The sequence below is a fragment of the Chryseobacterium sp. CFS15 genome, assembly GCF_031118795.1.
Taxonomy (GTDB): Bacteria; Bacteroidota; Bacteroidia; order Flavobacteriales; family Weeksellaceae; genus Chryseobacterium; species Chryseobacterium indoltheticum.
The window spans coordinates 16,176-34,831 of record NZ_JAVHYL010000001.1 but is presented as its reverse complement, the minus strand read 5'-3'; the positions used below and the strand labels follow the sequence as shown (position 1 = coordinate 34,831).

Here is an 18,656-nt window from a genome sequence, read left to right as displayed (position 1 = left end):
ATTATGCCTTCGGGATTACTATCAAAAACCTGTGAAGTCTGCGGATTGCCTTTCAACTGGCGGAAAAAGTTGAAGAGAAATTGGAATGAAGTAAAATATTGCAGTGAAAAATGCCGGAGAAACAAGAAAACAAAATCTCATGACTAAGGAATTTAACATTCATCAAACCGACCGAATCATCGAAATGGCTTGGGAAGACCGAACACCTTTTGAAGCCATTCTTTTCCAGTTTGGTGTAAGCGAATCGGAAGTGATTGAAATAATGCGTTCTGAGCTTAAGGAATCCAGCTTTAAACTTTGGAGAAAAAGGGTAAATTCAGGAGTCAGCCAGAAGCATTTGAAAAAGCGAAGCGAGGAAATTGAAAGATTTAAATGCAGCAGACAAAGGATAATCAGCAATAACAAAATTTCTAAGCGGTAGTTTTAAGCCAAGATCTGCATATTTTGGTTGCAATAATTAAAAGTAAAAAAAATGAAAAATATAGTCATTATCGGTTGTGGAAAAGGAATTGGGTTGGCAACGGCAAAAATCCTTTCAGAGCAACATAAAATCATCGGAATTTCTAAAACAGAAAACCCGGAATTGAATCATCCGAATATTGAATTTCATCAAATGGATATACTCTCGGCAAATCTCGACGATATAACTTTTCCTGAAGTTTTGGACGGCGTGGTTTATGCACCCGGAAGTATTAATCTGAAACCTTTTAATAGACTTTCTATAGACGATTTTAAAAATGATTTTGAAATTAATGTAATAGGCGCAGTAAAAGTGATTCAGAAACTTCTTCCGAATTTAAAGAAATCTGAAAGCGCATCGATTGTATTATTCAGTTCTGTTGCCGCAAAACTGGGAATGCCGTTTCACGCTTCGGTTGCTGCAAGTAAAAATGCGGTGGAAGGTCTTACAAAAAGTCTGGCTGCAGAATTTTCGGCACAGAAAATCAGAGTAAATGCAATTGCACCGTCATTAACAGACACACATCTTGCTGCAAATCTTCTTTCAACGCCTGAGAAACGTGAAGCTTCAGCAAAAAGACATCCGCTCCAGCGAATCGGCAATGCTGAAGAAATTGCTGAAATGACCGCATTTTTGATCTCAGATAAATCATCCTGGATTACAGGACAGATTTTTGGCATTGATGGCGGAATGGGAAGTGTGAAACTTTAGATTGAACAAAACTTATATTTTTAGATTAAATTTGTGTAATGAATACTGATTTTTTCATCGATCTCCTTCATCAGGTAAAAGAATTTGAAAATTCTGAAGCGTACAAACCTCATTCTACGATTGAGGATTTTCGTCTTTGGATGAATGATAAAAAGTACAGAAAGGAAAGCCCTACCAAACTTTTAAAAAATGAGCAGCATCAGGTTTCTTTTACAGAAAATGAAATCTGCAAACAGGTTTTGCTTTTGGGCAGATATTCTAAACAGCTAATCAGAAAAGGACTGTCTGATTTTCCTGAACTGGCAAACGAAGAATTCACGTATCTCTATCGATTGAAAGATGAACCGAATCTTACTAAAATTCAGCTGATTGAAAGAAACGGTCATGAGAAACAAACCGGAACGCAAATCATCAAGCGTCTTTTGGAATATGGCTTGATCGAAGAAAAAAACGACAATGAAGATAAGAGAAGCAAACGACTGAATATAACTGAAAAAGGTGAAGATTACTTTCACCGTTCGGTAGAAAAGGTAAATATGACCTCAAGAATTCTTGCCGGAAAACTTGAAAATATAGAAAAAGACGAACTTTTGGAAATGCTCAGAAAACTGAATGATTTTCACTCGCATCTTTACTTCCAGTATAAAAATTTTAATATTGAAGAAATCAGTGAGACGTTCAATTAAATTTTGCGATGAGTTTTAGTAATCCTGTTTTGTAGTTTTTAAATCATTAAACGCAGAGATTTTATAAGTAAACTTTCTATTTTAGAAAGCAAAGGCAAATAAATTTGCTTCGCAAAGCTTGAACAAAAGCTTTATAAATCAACTTGTTGATTCTTCTTTGCTTACTTTATTATAAAAGAATAAAATTCGCCTTTGCATTAAGTGTATAATAGTCTGAAAGTTAATGTTTTACGATTATTACTTAACTCGAACTCAGGTTAATTATTTAGAATCTAGTGAATTTTCTGTATTATCATCTTCCAATGGAGCACGTACTTCTTCTTTTTTATACTTTTTTGTAAATATATAAATTACGAAAGCCAGAAGGATCAACATAACGGCGATTAAAGACAGTACTTCATATAACTGGTGATTGCTTTTTTCTAAAGCCAAATATGTAAGAATATTTAATTTCATTGGATTGGATTTAATTGTTTGATGCTGTTTTTATTTCATTCGTTCTAATGTCTATTCCAAGTCTCTGCAGATAAGATATCAAAGCAATAATTTCTTTTTTCTCAAGTTCGCCAGACGGGCGAGATGCATAGGCCGTTTTCAGATCTGGTGCTTCAATGAATATATCATTTACTATCCCTGCTGCCTGATTATCTGCCCATTGATCAGCTGAGTCAATCTGAGCTTTTGTATAAGGAACATCGTAGATCTTCTTTAGCAACTTTATTTTATCAATCATCTCAGATCGATCCAAATTATTAGAAATTAACCACGGATATCTGGGCATAATAGAACCTGCTGAGGTTGATCTTGGATTGTACATGTGCTTATAGTGCCATGAACTGGGATTTTTACCACCTTCACGGTGCAAGTCTGGTCCTGTTCTTTTAGACCCCCATAAGAAAGGACGATCATAGACAAATTCACCTGCTTTAGAGTACTGTCCGTTTTTCCCGTTGAATCTGATGACTTCATCTCGAAAAGGTCTTATCATCTGAGTATGACATGCATTGCATCCCTCCCTTATATAGAGATCTCTCCCTTCCAGTTCGAGAGGTGAGTAAGGTTTCACCGCTGAAATGGTGGGCACTGTTTTGTTCATAGATAGTGTTGGGATAATTTCAATAACACTACCGACAGACAGTGCAAAAAATGATAGAAATCCTAACAATACAGGCATTCTCTCCAGCCAGAGGTGAGCCCCCTCTCCTTCTTTACGTCTATTGCTGATATCTGATAAAGGAAAAGCTTCTGCAGGCACATCTTTCTGAAAAGATCCTTTTCTTATTGTTGCAATTAAATTTATTGCCATTAGCACGCCACCTGAGAAATAAAACAGGCCGCCAACAAACCTCATTTTAAAATACGGTACAATCGCTGTTACGGTATCTAGCCAGTTCTTCCAAAGTAAAGTACCATCGGGATTAAACTGTTTCCACATTAATCCCTGTGTAAAACCAGAAATATACATCGGGACAACGTAGAATATAATCCCCAATGTGCCAAGCCAAAAATGCCAGTTTGCAAGCTTAACAGACCAAAGCTTTGTACGCCATAAAATAGGAATAAGATAATAAATTACTCCGAAAGCCATAAATCCGTTCCATCCCAAAGCACCAACATGCACATGACCGATCACCCAATCTGTAAAATGACCGACTTTGTTAATATTCTTTGTAGCGAGAAGAGGGCCTTCAAAAGTTGCCATTCCGTAACAGGTAACTGCAACCACAAAGAATTTTAAAATTGGGTTTACTCTTACTTTATCCCATGCGCCTCTCAAGGTTAAAAGTCCGTTCAGCATTCCACCCCATGACGGTGCAATCAGCATAATTGAAAATCCTGTACCCACAGCCTGTGCCCAAGCAGGAATAGATGTATATTGTAAATGATGCGGGCCGGCCCAGATGTAGACAAAAATCAAAGACCAAAAATGGATGATGGAGAGTTTATATGAAAATACCGGCCGATCTGCTGCTTTCGGTAAGAAGTAATACATTAATCCGAGTACAGGTGTTGTCAAAATAAAAGCAACGGCATTGTGACCATACCACCATTGTACCACTGCATCCTTAACTCCCGCATAAGCGGAATATGATTTCCACGCAGTGAAGCTGAGCGGAACTTCAAGATTATTGAAAATATGAAGCATCAGCACTGCGATCCAGGTACCAATATAAAACCAGATTGCAACGTACAAGTGTCTTACTCTCCGTATTGCTATTGTAAGAAACATATTCAGACCGAAAACAATCCAGGAAAATGCGATTAAAATATCAATAGGCCACTCATGTTCTGCATACTCTTTTGAAGTGTTGATACCCATGAAAAAAGTGATATATGCTGCCACGATCATAATTTGCCACGACCAGAAATGTACCCATGAAAGAAGATCACTGTACATTCTGGTTTTTAGTAATCTCTGCAGAGAATAATAGACGCCAACGTATACGACATTGCAGACAAACGCAAAAATGACACTTGTCGTATGAAGCATCCGAATACGCCCAAATCCGAATGCTCCCTGCGTGTTGATTAAATTTTGGATATTCCCTGAAGAAATGGATCTGATTGTGGCATCATCGGTTCCGAATAAAAATTCTGGAAGCTCAGGATAAAAAAGCAGTAAAGCAGCCGTTAATCCAAAGATAAAACCAAACAGTGAAAATATAACCGTAGCGTATAAAAATGCTTTAACAATAGTGTTGTCGTAACTAAACTTTTGAGGCTCCATAAGAATCATTTAATTTTGAAGATTTACAATTACTATAAAGAGACGATGAGATATTATTACAATTTTAAGAAATGAATATGATCAAAAATCTGCTGTATATTTTCAAGCATATGTATTGAGAGCATCCAGTTGTTTTTTAAATTGAGAAATGGCATGTAAACTTTCTACATCAGCTTTTCTGGTGACAGAAACAGGATCAAAAACATCCCAAATACCGCTATGGTGCCAGATGTCTAAATGATCCCAATCGGGACGGTCAACAATTGGGTAATAGCAACATCCTAAAAGAGGAATCCCGGTTTGCAGTACAGAAAGACATTCATCAGCAATCATAGAAATCCATTTTGCACGATCTTCTCCCGGATGACTGGTTTCGGCAATAACAACGGGCCTTCCATACCTTCTAAAAACAGCTTCTATCAAAGATTGAAGAGATCTGAATAAAGGATGCGTGGGTTTTTCTGCCCATGGCAAACATTCATAAGTTTCATTTACCCATTGATTATTATAATAGTAATTAACACCGATAATATCCAGGTATTCAGGTTTTCCCCTCAACTCGGGACAGATAGCTCCCGACAGAATATCGTGAACCTGAAATTGCTCAAAATGCTTATTTTCTGCGTTGAGTACTGATAAAGAGCTCAGTGGATCATTAGGAACAATATTGATGAGAGGCTCTGTCACCATAATTCTTATCCCCGCATCTACTTCTTTCATCTTCTCTATTCCTTCAATATAAGCTTTCATTAAAGCATATTTCACTTCCCAGCCTTGCCCGGTACAATAAGGTGACGTTCCTCGTACATCGCCACCAAGCCACGAAATAAAACTGACTTCATTGATTGGGGTAACAATAAGTGAGTCTTCAGGAACAAGACTTCTGTATTTAATGACAAATTCTCGACACAGATTGCCGAATCTTCTTGCAAACATCGGATGAAGCGGAGTAAGATCATCAGGAAATCCGAAATGACATATATCCCAAATAACCTGAATATTCTTAGACTCAGAAACTTTAATAATGCGCTCAACCTCAGACCAGTTATATTGATAAGGCTCTGTTTCAACTGCACTCCAGCGTATACCTTCCCGGATTGTTTTAATTCCGAGTTCATGTAATCTGTCATAATCTTCTTCCAAATACCGCTCATGACCAGATACTTTATACAGATCTACCCTGTTGCCAAATGCATTCTGATGATCTGCACACTCGAAACCACCCATCAAAAAGCTTTTGAAAGGGTTGGTATTAATGTCTAAGAAATCATCACTGAACATATTCTCCTCTACTTTTTATCTTTTTGAAAAGCGCAAGTGATTGTGCTACCACCTGATCCATATTGTAATATTTGTAAGTTCCTAAACGACCTGTAAAAAAAACATCCTGATGCTCTTCTGCAAGCTTCTTATATTGATTGTAAATATCCTGATTCTGTTTTCTCGGAATTGGATAATAGGGATCACCTTCGGCGGTAGGATATTCATAAACAATCGTTGTCTTGTCATTTCGCTGTCCGGTTAAAAACTTAAATTCGGTAATTCTTGTATATAAATTTGAAGTTGGATAATTGACCGTTCCCGTTGGCTGATAATTTTCCTGATGTAATGTTTCAAATGTAAAATCAATAGAACGATACGGTAATTTTCCGAAGCAATAATCAAAATAAGAGTCGATAGGCCCTGTATAAATCATTTTTTGAAATGGAATTACATCAATAATATCTCTGTAATCGGTCTGAAGCATAATGTTGATATTTCTATGCGAAAGCATTCTTTTGAACATCTCAGTATATCCTTTTTTGGGCATTGCCTGAAAAGTATCTGTAAAATATCTGTCATCTTTATTGGTTCTTGTAGGCACACGAGCGGTAACAGAGGCATCCAGCTCAGAAGGATCCAGATCCCATTGTTTTTTGGTATAACCCTTAAAAAATTTCTCGTACAATTCTTTTCCAACTGCATTAATTACAACATCTTCCGAAGTGAGAATGGGGATTCTTTTTTCGGCTTTTGAAGCAAGAAAATCTGTGACTTCATCAGAGTTAAGGTTTTTACCGTATAAAGTATTTATCGTTGTAAGATTAATCGGAATAGGAACTAGCAAGCCATCGACACTTCCTAAAACACGGTGCTCATAAGGCCGCCACTCGGTAAATTTTCCTAAATATCTAAATACTTCTTCGGAATTGGTATGGAAAATGTGCGGACCGTATTTGTGTATCAAAATACCATCTTCATTATAATAATCAAATGCATTTCCTGCAATATGATCGCGCTTATCAACAATTAAAATTTTCTTCCCTTCACCGGCAAGACGTTCTGCCAAAACTGCGCCCGCAAAACCACAGCCTACTATTAAAAAATCATACATGATTGATGTGCTTTTTTAAGTTTTTATTTTGCTAATTCACCCATTCTACTTCATTGATGAGGGTATTCATCCGATTGAAGGTATGATCCCATGAATCATCTTCAAGAAAACGATCAACATTGTGCAGCCAACACTCTTTTTCCTTTACAGCGAAGATCTTTTCAGCAGCAGAAATAAATGATTCTGCATCATCCACAATTTCTACCAAACCAGCAACACCATAAGGCTGCACAACATCTTTGATTGCGGTAGATATTACAGGTTTTCCTGCGGCAAGATATTCCGGAGTTTTGGTGGGGCTAATGAATTTCGTAGATTCATTTAAAGCAAATAAAATTAATGCAATATCCCAATGGGCAATATACAATGGTAGTTCTTCATAATCTTTTGAGCCGAGATAATGAATATTGGATGCTTTGGGCAAATCGTCGGGATCTATTTTTACAACAGGGCCAATGATTACAAATTGCCATCCGGGACGTTTGGATGAAACCTCCCGAAGAAGCTCAATATCAAATCTTTCATCAATAACGCCAAAAAAGCCAAGTTTAGGACCATCGATGTCAGACTGGTCTTCGGGCTCGTGCAGAATATTTCTTGCCCTTCCGAAATGTTTTTTGTCTATACTGCTCGGCATTGCATGAATATTGTGATGCCTGCCTTTCTTGGCATGATAGAGAGAGTGTCCTCCGGTAAAAACAACATCAGCTTTTTTGAATAATTCTTCTTCTAACTGTACAAGCTGAGGTGGAGCAAACCTAAAGGCAGACAACTCATCCATAGAGTCATAAACTATGATCTCGGGATTGAGATGATTTGTAAACTGTAATGCCATAGGGGTATAATACCAACACGTATAATTTTCGATATTATATTCTTGCAAAAGCTTTTTTATAAGATTTTGTATTCGTGAATGGGTAGTATCATCATATCCCGTGATTATGAGTTCAACAATATAAACTCCTCCTTGCACATTGACAATGTATCTGTCAGAATCTCCAAGTTTAGGTTCTTCAAAATAAAACACCTGGTATTCGTTTGAGAATCTTGTCATAAGATGCTGAGGTCGTTGATACACAAAATTCCATGATAGATGGCTGAAGCATAATAAGTATTTCATATGTTAAAGTGATTTGGTGTGAACAATATAGTGAGGCTAAAGCATGACATCCTATGACCATAGTCATAGCTGTTTGCTTAATAAGTCAGGCATTAGATCAACAAATTCTGATTCTTGATCCCCTACTCTGTGGTATTTTTTGAAAGATCTGGCTCGTCGGCCGTCATTATACCGCTATTGAAGTCTATCGAACAGCCGTCAGTAAGAATATGTACCTGGAGATTTTCAGCATATACAGGCTCGCCCTTTTCTGCTGTAGAAACATTAGTCTGCTTAATGTTTTTACCAGATATCACCAATACCATCCCAGATCCTTTACATTTTGCACGATGTCCGTTTTCGATCATAAGTGCTGTATCTTCTCCCAAGCCAATTCCCCAATGATCAGGATGCAGAATTGAAGCATGAGCTAATCTGCTGAATCTCCCTCTGTGTACAAAGTGGGTATCTACGATACAGTGATCAATGAGCCCCAGACCCGGCAATATTTTAATATCCTCATCAAGAATAGCTTCTCCATTTACAGCATCACTGATAATGATGTCGGGCATGCACATAGCTCCGGCGCTGGTTCCTGCAACAAGAAAATCTTCTTCATTTCTATATTTATCAAGTATTAGCTCGTTAATTGATGAATTTTTTAGTTCTTCACAAATTTTGTTTTGGTCTCCTCCTGTAAAAAATATAGTTTTAGCTGCTTCTACACGTTTAAAATAATGATCAGAATGTAATTGCTGATCGCACAAATGGAGGAAATCATAATTGGTAAAACCAAGATCATCGAACGTCTCGGTGTATGTCTTTCGCATACTTTCCGGCTCTGAACTTGCCGTTGTCACGACTTCAATGCGATCATTTTTGTCTTGTATAAGTAATTTTAAAATTTCATGAGGTATAAAATCGCGATTCTTCTTTTCCATCTCATTATCTGTATCACTTCTGTCTTCACTGCCACCGATTAGTAATAATTTTCCTTTTGAAATCATAATTATATTTGCTTTATGGGTTAGTATATTTTTTTTAAATTAAATAGAGTAAAAGATTTATTTATTATTGTTTTGATTTGCTTATCTCTGTTTTTAAGCGTTTTCGTATAGACTCGCAGTAGAAAAATTGTGCATTTAACAGTTCTGTTTCAGAATCCATGAATTTTTTTCGTGTAAATTATTAACCAATTAAAAAAGACCTTAATTTTCCGTGGATTTCTTACAAGGATCATCAGCAAAATAATAGTTGCAGCTCCTACATTAAACACGAGTCTGGAAATTTCGGAAAAGTAGATTGTCGGCATTGAAATAATGCTATTAGTAAGAATTATAACGAGAAAAGCAAAAACAGAATGTTTGCCTTTTTCACACAAGGCAGAGCCCGAAAACCTTTCAAAAAAGCTTTTTTTCATATAAATTGTAATTTGTTGGTGATAATAAATAGCTGACAGCTAATGCTGAACTAAATATTAATATGAAATAACAAATTTTTGTTATAAACTTTTTATGATTTAAATCAATCAAGGGCGTCAACTATATCTTTTTATTCCTCATGCAGGTCTATTAAAGAATTGGTAAAGCTTTTCCATTGTATTTTCGACATCCCTGCTATTGAAAGTAAAGCAGTAACAATATTCTTGATTTTATTTAAAAAATTCGTCCGAAGATTTGGCGTTTCGTTTCTTCCGTACACAGCAACTATTATTTTTCTGTTTTGTCTGCAGACTGTAAATGTTGATCTAGAATGTCTGCTGTAAAAATGCTCGATACGGTTTTTATCTCCACCAGGTGCGTATGAAGGTGCAAAAACAATACAAATCTTTTGCTTATCACCGATGTTATCAGTAAAAACATTTTGTATCTGCACCCAAAAATATGGAGTATCCAGATCGGGGCATGCTGTAATTTTTATTCTTACGTAATCTCCCTTTTGGGGTTTGCCAAAGGTCTCATCTCCTTTTTCATCAAAAAGTTTAAAATCAGCAAATGAATAATTGCAGTAAGACGCCCAAGAATTGATCCTGAAAAATTTATCTTTAATAAGATGATACGCCTGAATAGCCATATCTTTTGTCTCAAAGTATTTTATACTTTCAGTATCATGGAAGGCTCCTTTTTTCTGTGCTGGAACCCCCGGAATTTCTTTAGCTTTTGAAAATAGTAACAGTGACATTTAAAATAAAATCGCCAAATTAAATTGAATTATCAAGACTATTTATGATGTAAATTAGAATCTCAATTTATGAGTAAAAATTATTTTCTAAAAATCAGTAATCTTCCTCACATACGATTTCGGCATTATCCGCCAGATTTACTGTACAACCGTTAATTAAGACCCGACCTTTCGGATTCTTAAGATAAAATTCATAATTTGAGTTCACTTTATCAGACCTATATAAAACATCAGATGTTCTCACCACGATAATAGTTCCGTCGCCTTTGCAGATTCCTTGTCCATTCTCAACAATAAATGCGGTGTCGTTTCCGAGGCCAATTGCCATTAAGTTTTGATGCTTTACCACCGTTTCAGCAAGCTGATCGTATTCAGTTTCTTGTATATATTTTGCATCTATAATGCAATTATGTAAAAACCCCAGACCAGAGCAAAGTTTTATTTCTTTGTTGCTATTTAAGTAATTATAATCATTCTTGATGATCATTGATTGCGAAATGCAAGAGGCTCCATCAGACATTCCTCCGATAGTAAAACCGTTTTCAGTCATATATCTTCTTTGCCATATTTTCAGAATTGGTGAGTTTTTTAAGATTTCATACGATTGTGTATGGTCGCCAACAAAAAATATCACTTTTGCATCAGAAAGTTCTGTATTGGTTTTTTTCTGTATAATATTTTCTTTACTGAGAAGAATAAATTTGAAATTACTATATCCGGCTGCAGAGAGTGCTCTACTGTAAAATCTCTTTTGATTTTTGGAAAAATGTTGTCTTCCTATCAAAACTTTTACAGGATCTTGTTTGAAATCGTTTAAAAAACTCAGAAGTTTTGTACATTTTATTTCCGGTGATGCTTCTACATTCTTATCAAGAAGCTGGTCTTCAGAATTTATGAAAACCAATCGTCCTTTTGGTATCATTATTATGGTTAAATTTAATAAACTCGGATATTTTTGAAACTTTTATATCATTCTTAATGCGAACTGTTGCTCCAAACCTACAACAACTCAACTTCCTGTATTATGATGTAACTCATAATCAATATCTGTGTCTGCTTAATAATACCATTTCTTTTGTTATAATCTTCTTGTTTATCTCCTGAGAAATCTATAAAATATTAAAATAAAAAAATTACATCTATGATTTGAGCCATAACCCGTTATTATTGTTATATCTATTTTTGTAAATATTGAGACGTAGAAATACGCAACAATTTTTTTCATCATTTGTGTTTTTACCCTTCTCTTCGGAGAAGGGTTTCTTTTTGGTACATTGAGAACACACGAACGAAAGAATTACGCAATTTATCATATAAAATTACATTTTATCATTTCTGTGATTAACATCATAAAACTTTTAATAATTTCCTGCTTATGTTTGATTTACCAAATCAAAATTTATGAAAAACATAGCGCTTTTACTTACGGCACTGTCTATTGCAGTTGCCTGTACCAAATCTGAAACTCAATATTACAATCAGGAAAATAAACGACAGACTGTAAATGACAGAAAGTCTGATACCGTTAAAACCTTAACGGAAACCTCAGATACTATGCAAATGGGAGCCGAAAAAGTTGATCGTAAAACAGATAACGAGTAACCTAATTTCAGAAACTATGTATCCAAAAGGTAAACTTATTTTATTAGGGCAGCTTATTGACAGTCAGTATAACGACAACGGCGAATTGGTTGTAAAACAAAATCATGGGCGCAGCTTATTTTCATGCATATCACTTAAAAAAGAAGCGCATATCGAAATCATTACCTCTTTACCGTCATCTGATGAATCGCTTACAATGTGTTGTGATGCCATTAGCGAAAAAGGGCATACTAATTATGGCATTATCAGTATTCATAAAGAATGCAATGATAACAACGGCTATTACTCACGCATTGCTGAAGCAGATATCATTATTCTTCTGGGGAATCAATCTGAAATACACACTTTCCTGAGTAAAAACTCAATCGGTGAGCTTTTGCATAATAAATATATGACAGACGAAAAATTTACACTGATAGGAATTCATACCGCAGCTATGGCATTATCCGATGAGATGATCAGTAAAAAATGCACAGAAAAAGGATTAGGTTTTGTTAAAGAATGTGTTATTTATACTCCAACAGAAGAGCAACCTGATTATAAGAAACTGATAAAATCTATACTAACTCAAAGGAATTATCTGGGGCTATCAATTCGTGGGGGAATGTCGGTAATTATTGAAAAAGGTTACAAAGCTGTGTGCAAAGGCAAAGGATCTGCAATGATTATTAATGCAAGAGCAGTGACGGCAAAAAGCATGAAGCCTTTCATCCGTGGGGCATCAATCTATGTTAAAAACCTTAAAGGCCAGATTCTTGTCGACGGATCGGCAGTAGATCTTCGTACAGGTACGCTGATAAAGCCCCATGCTTTTAGCTACGATTTAAATTTTACAAAAAGAAATAATCCGGTTTGAAAAAAACGGGGTTTATTAGTTTACCATTTTGACAATAATTAAAATTCATAAACGGACAATTTTTACTCACTGAGAATATTTAAAATTTGGCTGTAATAATGATTAACATTTGCGATTGTTTGATCTAATTTAATAGTTTATTAAAAATTTAATATTTAATTAGAATAATTCTTCTTTTTATACGTTGTACTATTATTCAATTGTAGTCAATCAATAAATCTTATTATTCTTAGCTCCGTTCGTCGTACTTTTGCACAAGCGCCCAACTGAGGAACGTATCCAAATAATCCTTTATGAAATTATATTCAGTATTAGAAATTAATGCCTTGTTACAGGGATGTATCATAGGCGATACTTCATATTCTGTATCCTCTCCTGAGCAAATAGAAAATGCCGATAATAGCCAGATTACCTTTATAGGAAGTAAAAAATACGAAAAACTTTGGGCTGGCAGTAAGGCATCAATAGCTATTGTGAACAATGATATTTCTATTAGTCCCGGTGAGAATAGGGCATTTATAAAAGTTGCTAATGCAGATCTTGCGATGTGTCAGATTCTAGAATTATTTGCGCCTGTTTATGAACAAAGTGATATTGATATCCACCCTTCTGCATCGGTCCATCCTACTGCTATTATTGGTCAAGGTACACGTATTGGCGCCGGAGCATACATTGGGCCTAAAGTACAATTAGGCGATCATGTGATTATTTATCCTAATGCTACCATTTTAGATCATAGCACTGTCGGTACAAACAGTACGGTATGGAGTGGTGTTGTGATCAGGGAAAATTGTCATATTGGTGCAAACACTATACTACATCCCAATGCTACGATCGGCGCCGACGGATTTGGTTTTAGGCCGTGCCCCGAAAGAGGACTTGCAAAAATTCCGCAAATTGGTAATGTTATCATTGGCGACTGGGTAGAAATTGGTGCTGGTGCATGTGTTGACCGGGGTAAATTCAGTTCGACCATTGTTGGTGATGGCTGTAAGATTGATAATCTTGTTCAAATTGGTCACAACAGTATTCTGGGTAAGTTTTGTATAATTGCAGGTAACAGTGGCCTTGCGGGTAGCGTTACGTTAGGTAATGGTGTTGTTATTGGCGGCGGTGCTTCTATTAAAGATCATACCACAATTGGTGATGGCGCAACTATAGGCGCTGGATCTGGTGTTGCGGGTGATGTACCTGCCGGTAAAACCTATCTTGGCTATCCTGCCGCTGAAGCAAGGACTACCCTAAAACAATGGGCTTCTCTTAAAAAACTCGCTGTAAACAGTTAAGATCAAAAGATCTACAATCGATTCTTATTGCATTGATTTAATATTGATGATTTACAATTAATAATCTATTCATATTCAATATTTAAGATAGAATATATCGCAATCTTGTATTATGTGGTATTTGTTTAAATGTTACAATTTTTGAAATATAAAAGATTAGCCTACCTTCGCATATAGAAGGATTCCGATGAAATTTACAGATACACCGCTACTTAAGAATATAATAAATCATACTCCTCTGCCAGTCTGCATTATAAATGCTGATCTGTGTAAAATTGAGCTTTATAACGATAAGTTTCTTCAGCTTTATAGCCAAGAATCTAAAGACTATTCAGAAAAACAACTTCTAGATTTTCTGAATAGTAAATTTATTGCAGACAATGCTCTTGTTTCGAAAGTGATAGCAGAAAATAATTCTTTTTATGGAGATAAATTTTACTTAGATGTTAATCATGACAATAAGCCTGCTACAGTAATAACCCCACTCTATGCGCCCATAGCCGATGATCAGAATAAAGTGGTAAAACTTGCGATCTGGATGACTCAGGATTCAACAAAAAAAGAAACAGATAATAAAAAACATATTATATCTGAGCGAAATCATCTCAGCAAACTTTTAGAAGAAATCCCTGCCAGCATCGCTTTATTATCAGGAAAAGATTTTGTCTTTGAATTAGTCAATACATCGTATCAGAATTTAGTACCTGGTAGAACGCTTATCGGTAAGCCATTTTTAGAAGCATTACCCGAATTAACGGGTTCGGAATTAGAAAAATCATTGAAAAAAGTATTTCTTGAAGGAGTATCATTAAGTTTTAGCGATGATCTTGTTCCGCTTTCAAACACTAAAATTAATCAGCAGAAGCAACGGTACTTCACTTACAGGCTGATTCCCAGAATAAATGATGATGGATTAACTGATGGAATTTTCATTTTCACCTCCGAAGTTACACATGCAGTAGACAACAAGGTTAATCTGGAAAGAACAAGCAATAATCTGAATCAGATTATCAATATGCTCCCCGCTTCTGTTGTCATTATAAGATATGACAATCTTATCGTAGAAATGATCAATGATGCCAATCTCAGCTACTGGAAAAAAACAAGAGATGAAGTTGTTGGCAAACCGTTTTTAGAAATATTACCCGATCTTGCTGATCAGCCATTTGCCGGACAGCTCAGAAGAGTGATGGAAACAGGAGAAATCATCGACGTTAAAGAAAGTCCTGTTCTTTTTACAGAGCCCGACGGAACCATCCGGGAGACTTTTGTAGATTACACGTATCAGCCCCTTACCGGATTAGACGGGAAACGAGACGGTGTCTTGGTGATGTCTTTCGAAATTACCGACAGAGTGCTTGCGCAGAGGCAGTTGAAGGAATATGCAGATCAGCTCTCAAAAGCCAATGACCAGCTTTCAATTTTAATTAATCAACTCTCAAAAAGCGAATCAAGGTTCAAATATGTTTTTCAAAAAGCTCCCGTTGCGATTGGTTTGCTTCGAGGAAAAGATCTTATTATTGAATCTGCCAACAGCAAAATATTAGAAGTATGGGGAAAAACAGACCAGGTAATTGGGCTTACGCTGGCAGAAGCACTTCCTGAGATCAAAGATCAACCTTTTTTGGGCTTTTTAGATAATGTATACAAGACGGGCACTCCATTTTATGCAAACGAAATTAAAGCTGAACTTCTGCATGATGGTGAGCTTAAAGAAATTTTCTTTAATGTAGTTTATCAGCCAATTGCAGATGCCGATGGAAATATTGCAGACATATTGGTTGTTGCTGCCGATATTACAGAACAGGTAAATGCCCGCAAACTGATAGAAAAAAGTGAAGCGTACTTTAAAATGCTTGCCGATCTTGTACCTTCAAAAATATCTAATGCACTACCAACCGGTGAAGTCACCTTTTTTAATAAGCGTTGGCTTGAATTTGCGGGAATGAATTTTGAAGATTTAAGAGATTTTGGCTACCATGAAATGATGCATCCCGACGAAATTGAAAAGTTTCAAACTGGCCTGGCAGAGGCCGCTGCTAACCGTAAACCACATATTTCTGAGATGCGTTTTAAAAATACCGAAGGAAAATACATCTGGCATCTCAATATTGCATCACCCATTCTAGACGAAGATGGTAATATAACGATGTGGGTGGGCTCTACTACAGATATACAAGGGCTAAAAGAAGAAGAGCAGCGAAAAAACGACTTTATAAGCATGGTATCGCATGAGCTTAAAACACCACTTACCTCGATCAACGCTTACTTACAGCTTCTTTTACGAAAAGCAGAAAAGACCGATAATCAATTTCTGAAGCAAGCCTATGCACAAAGTTTGAAACAGGTAAGAAATATGACCGAAATGATTAACGGTTTTCTCAATGTCTCAAGGCTCGAATCGGGAAAATTACATATAGATAAAACTGAATTTAATATCTGTGATCTGTTGGAAGAAATTAAGGCAGATTATAAAATTCAGTACTCATCTCACGAACTTATTTTTACATCACCACAATCTGTTATCGTGTGTGCAGATCGATTAAAGCTGGCGCAGGTTCTTAATAACCTAGTCGGTAATGCTGTAAAATATTCCGGAAATGGAACAAAGATTTATGTCTCACTCAAAAAATCAGAAAACAGGATCAGAATAACAGTTAAAGATGAAGGAATGGGAATTAAATCTGAAAATCTTACTAAGCTGTTTGACAAGTATTACAGAGTACAACAGGAAAGTACGATTGGCGGATTTGGAATCGGGCTTTATCTAAGTGCAGAAATTATACAAGCACACGGCGGTAAAATATGGGCAGAAAGTGAATTCGGAAAGGGCTCAACTTTCTATTTCGAATTACCTCTAAAATAATTTAAGCAATTTTTGACGTAAAATTATATTGACTGTATCGACAAATTGATAACAAATTTTTATGTTTATTTTTCTGAATTAATTTAAGATCAAACGAATAATTTGTAGAATGCAGACAAAAGAAATGCTTCAAACAGGCTGCCAAAAAATTGCTGAACAATTACAGCCTTTTGGTTTTAAATCGACTCAGAAAGGGCAATTGTTAAAAAAAATATCACGTAACAAGAAATTAAAATTTGAAATATACTTTCAGTCGAGTACAAAAAACTGGAGCGGTAGTGTTTCTATTTTACCACAAATTCTAGTGAGTTCAGACTCATTAAAAAAATGGCAAAAAGAAAAATATAATTCCGACAACGAAAACGGAGTGATATTTTCTACAAAACTAGAAAACCTCACACCATTAAAAAACAAAAATCACGACTGGAATATTACCTTAACCAATCAGGAAAATGTAATCTCAAAGTTAATTGACCTGATTAAGACTTACGTTCTACCTGTTTTTGAGAAGTTCGAAGATATAGAAAAAGTAATCACTGAGATTTCTGAGGACGGACTAAAACTAAATGAACATTTTGACACAAAAAATCAAAATATTCCAATAGATTTCTTATGTTTCTTCGGAACTCAGGATCTTGCGCAGCATGCTTTCGACAATTATTTGAAGGAACAAAAATTATTCGGAAATGCAAAGCGTGTTTTTGACGAATTAAAAAAATCAGAACATTATTCAAATAAATTCGTAACAGATATTACGATGAAAAGCGCTTATTTTAACGGATTGAAAATAAACGAATAATACCTGAGCACTCATAATAAGCAAAATACATTAATAACCTAATCTTAAAAAAAACTAGCCATGAAAAAATCAATATGTGCAACAATTCTTTTTTTACTTTTATTTTATTCTTTAAAAACAAACGCACAAATTCCTTTTGAAACAACAAGCAGCGGTCATATCATTATCAAAGCAAAAATAAATAATGTAGAAGGAAAATTCATTCTTGATACCGGGGCGGGGCTTAATGCTATTTTCACCAAATTTTCTAAAAAGATAGAAAATGAAAAGACTCATAATTTTTTTGTAGGACATAGAGCAACCGGCGAAGAGTTGAATGTGGATCTTTACAATGCTAAAAGTATTGAGATCAACAATAAACAATTTAGCGATCAACAATATACGATCATTGATCTGGAATTTGGTGATATTGATGGATTGATATCACTGCAGCCATTTAGAAATACACCAATTACAATCGATTATATCAACAAAAAGATCTTTTTTGACAAGTCTACAAAAACTAAAAAGAGTATTGATATTCAGATTGCGGATTATGCAGGAAAAGCCATTGATATCTTTACGTACGTCGAACTGAATAATTCTCTTAAAATTCAAACTTTATTGGATAGCGGTGCCGGAAAAAACTCATTTTGGCTTAGCTCAAAATTTTTGACACCTCTATCACTCGACAAAAAAGATTTTAAATCAGTTCCCATAAAAAGTGACTTTAATAAGGAAAATAACTACTATATCGGTAAACTATCAAAATTGAGTACAGTAAATAAATTATCTCAGCTGGAAGGCTTAGACATTGCATTTGTTGATGGTTTAATATATGAAGGAAAAACCAGTATAGAGTGGCTGGGTAAGATTTTAACGATTGATATTGCTAAAAAGAAAATATTTATTGAAGAGTAAAACTGGTATCAAATTATATAAATTATCCACAAAGACTTCTCATTCAAAAAGATTTTTTAATAATAATTTTGGCTAATAAGGATTAATTGATGTGAACGTATTCATTAA

18 protein-coding genes are annotated in these 18,656 nt (G+C 35.4%); 10 read left to right on the top strand and 8 right to left on the bottom strand.

Annotated features, from left to right (window positions below; genetic code table 11):
* The first annotated feature begins 3 nt into the window (after positions 1-3).
* Genes OH814_RS00150 through OH814_RS00135 form a run of 4 tightly spaced genes read left to right on the top strand, consistent with a single transcriptional unit; the run spans position 4 to position 1,857 of the window.
* Positions 4-147 carry a DUF2256 domain-containing protein gene (locus OH814_RS00150; protein ID WP_308826655.1) on the top strand — a complete coding sequence of 48 codons (144 nt, stop codon included), beginning with the start codon at positions 4-6 and terminating at the stop codon, positions 145-147.
* Entirely contained in the window at positions 140-421 is a 282-nt protein-coding gene (locus tag OH814_RS00145) for a TIGR03643 family protein (RefSeq protein ID WP_308826654.1), read from the top strand. The genes OH814_RS00150 and OH814_RS00145 overlap by 8 nt, the downstream gene beginning before the upstream one ends.
* A gap of 51 nt (positions 422-472) precedes the next feature.
* Entirely contained in the window at positions 473-1,171 is a 699-nt protein-coding gene (locus OH814_RS00140; RefSeq protein ID WP_308826653.1) for an SDR family oxidoreductase, read from the top strand.
* Positions 1,172-1,209: 38 nt separating this feature from the next.
* Entirely contained in the window at positions 1,210-1,857 is a 648-nt protein-coding gene (locus OH814_RS00135; protein WP_308826652.1) for a MarR family winged helix-turn-helix transcriptional regulator, read from the top strand.
* Positions 1,858-2,118: 261 nt separating this feature from the next.
* On the opposite strand, the gene OH814_RS00130 is transcribed toward OH814_RS00135, so the two are convergent.
* From OH814_RS00130 to OH814_RS00095, 8 genes are all read right to left on the bottom strand, one after another.
* Positions 2,119-2,313, bottom strand: coding sequence for a hypothetical protein (locus tag OH814_RS00130; protein ID WP_308826651.1), 195 nt, complete (start codon positions 2,311-2,313; stop codon positions 2,119-2,121).
* Between the two features lie 10 nt (positions 2,314-2,323).
* Positions 2,324-4,585: a cytochrome-c oxidase, cbb3-type subunit II gene (gene ccoO, locus OH814_RS00125; protein ID WP_308826650.1), complete on the bottom strand. Its 2,262-nt coding sequence runs from the start codon at positions 4,583-4,585 to the stop codon at positions 2,324-2,326.
* Positions 4,586-4,687: 102 nt separating this feature from the next.
* On the bottom strand, positions 4,688-5,866 hold the full coding sequence (locus tag OH814_RS00120) for a hypothetical protein (protein WP_308826649.1): 1,179 nt from the start codon (positions 5,864-5,866) through the stop codon (positions 4,688-4,690).
* Positions 5,856-6,959, bottom strand: a complete 1,104-nt coding sequence (gene glf / locus OH814_RS00115; RefSeq protein ID WP_308826648.1) for a UDP-galactopyranose mutase — start codon at positions 6,957-6,959, stop codon at positions 5,856-5,858. The genes OH814_RS00120 and glf overlap by 11 nt, the downstream gene beginning before the upstream one ends.
* A gap of 31 nt (positions 6,960-6,990) precedes the next feature.
* Positions 6,991-8,079, bottom strand: a complete 1,089-nt coding sequence (locus tag OH814_RS00110) for a glycosyltransferase family 1 protein (RefSeq protein ID WP_308826647.1) — start codon at positions 8,077-8,079, stop codon at positions 6,991-6,993.
* A 122-nt stretch (positions 8,080-8,201) separates the two neighbouring features.
* Positions 8,202-9,065, bottom strand: a complete 864-nt coding sequence (locus OH814_RS00105; protein ID WP_308826646.1) for a cyanophycinase — start codon at positions 9,063-9,065, stop codon at positions 8,202-8,204.
* A 544-nt stretch (positions 9,066-9,609) separates the two neighbouring features.
* On the bottom strand, positions 9,610-10,239 hold the full coding sequence (locus tag OH814_RS00100; protein WP_308826645.1) for a hypothetical protein: 630 nt from the start codon (positions 10,237-10,239) through the stop codon (positions 9,610-9,612).
* Between the two features lie 94 nt (positions 10,240-10,333).
* Entirely contained in the window at positions 10,334-11,161 is an 828-nt protein-coding gene (locus OH814_RS00095; protein WP_308826644.1) for a Type 1 glutamine amidotransferase-like domain-containing protein, read from the bottom strand.
* A gap of 479 nt (positions 11,162-11,640) precedes the next feature.
* On the opposite strand from OH814_RS00095, the gene OH814_RS00090 reads away from it, so the two are divergent.
* The 6 genes from OH814_RS00090 (at position 11,641) to OH814_RS00065 (ending at position 18,548) form a co-directional block, all read left to right on the top strand.
* The gene (locus OH814_RS00090) at positions 11,641-11,841 is read left to right on the top strand and encodes a hypothetical protein (protein ID WP_308826643.1); all 201 of its coding nucleotides are present in this window, start codon (positions 11,641-11,643) and stop codon (positions 11,839-11,841) included.
* A 16-nt stretch (positions 11,842-11,857) separates the two neighbouring features.
* Positions 11,858-12,697 (top strand): hypothetical protein, encoded by an 840-nt coding sequence (locus OH814_RS00085; RefSeq protein WP_308826642.1) that lies wholly within the window; start codon positions 11,858-11,860, stop codon positions 12,695-12,697.
* Positions 12,698-12,990: 293 nt separating this feature from the next.
* Positions 12,991-13,983, top strand: a complete 993-nt coding sequence (lpxD, locus tag OH814_RS00080; RefSeq protein ID WP_308826641.1) for a UDP-3-O-(3-hydroxymyristoyl)glucosamine N-acyltransferase — start codon at positions 12,991-12,993, stop codon at positions 13,981-13,983.
* 187 nt (positions 13,984-14,170) lie between these two features.
* Positions 14,171-16,849 (top strand): PAS domain-containing protein, encoded by a 2,679-nt coding sequence (locus OH814_RS00075; RefSeq protein ID WP_308826640.1) that lies wholly within the window; start codon positions 14,171-14,173, stop codon positions 16,847-16,849.
* A 109-nt stretch (positions 16,850-16,958) separates the two neighbouring features.
* Positions 16,959-17,648 carry a DUF4304 domain-containing protein gene (locus OH814_RS00070; protein ID WP_308826639.1) on the top strand — a complete coding sequence of 230 codons (690 nt, stop codon included), beginning with the start codon at positions 16,959-16,961 and terminating at the stop codon, positions 17,646-17,648.
* A 60-nt stretch (positions 17,649-17,708) separates the two neighbouring features.
* Positions 17,709-18,548: an aspartyl protease family protein gene (locus OH814_RS00065; RefSeq protein ID WP_308826638.1), complete on the top strand. Its 840-nt coding sequence runs from the start codon at positions 17,709-17,711 to the stop codon at positions 18,546-18,548.
* Positions 18,549-18,656: the final 108 nt, after the last annotated feature.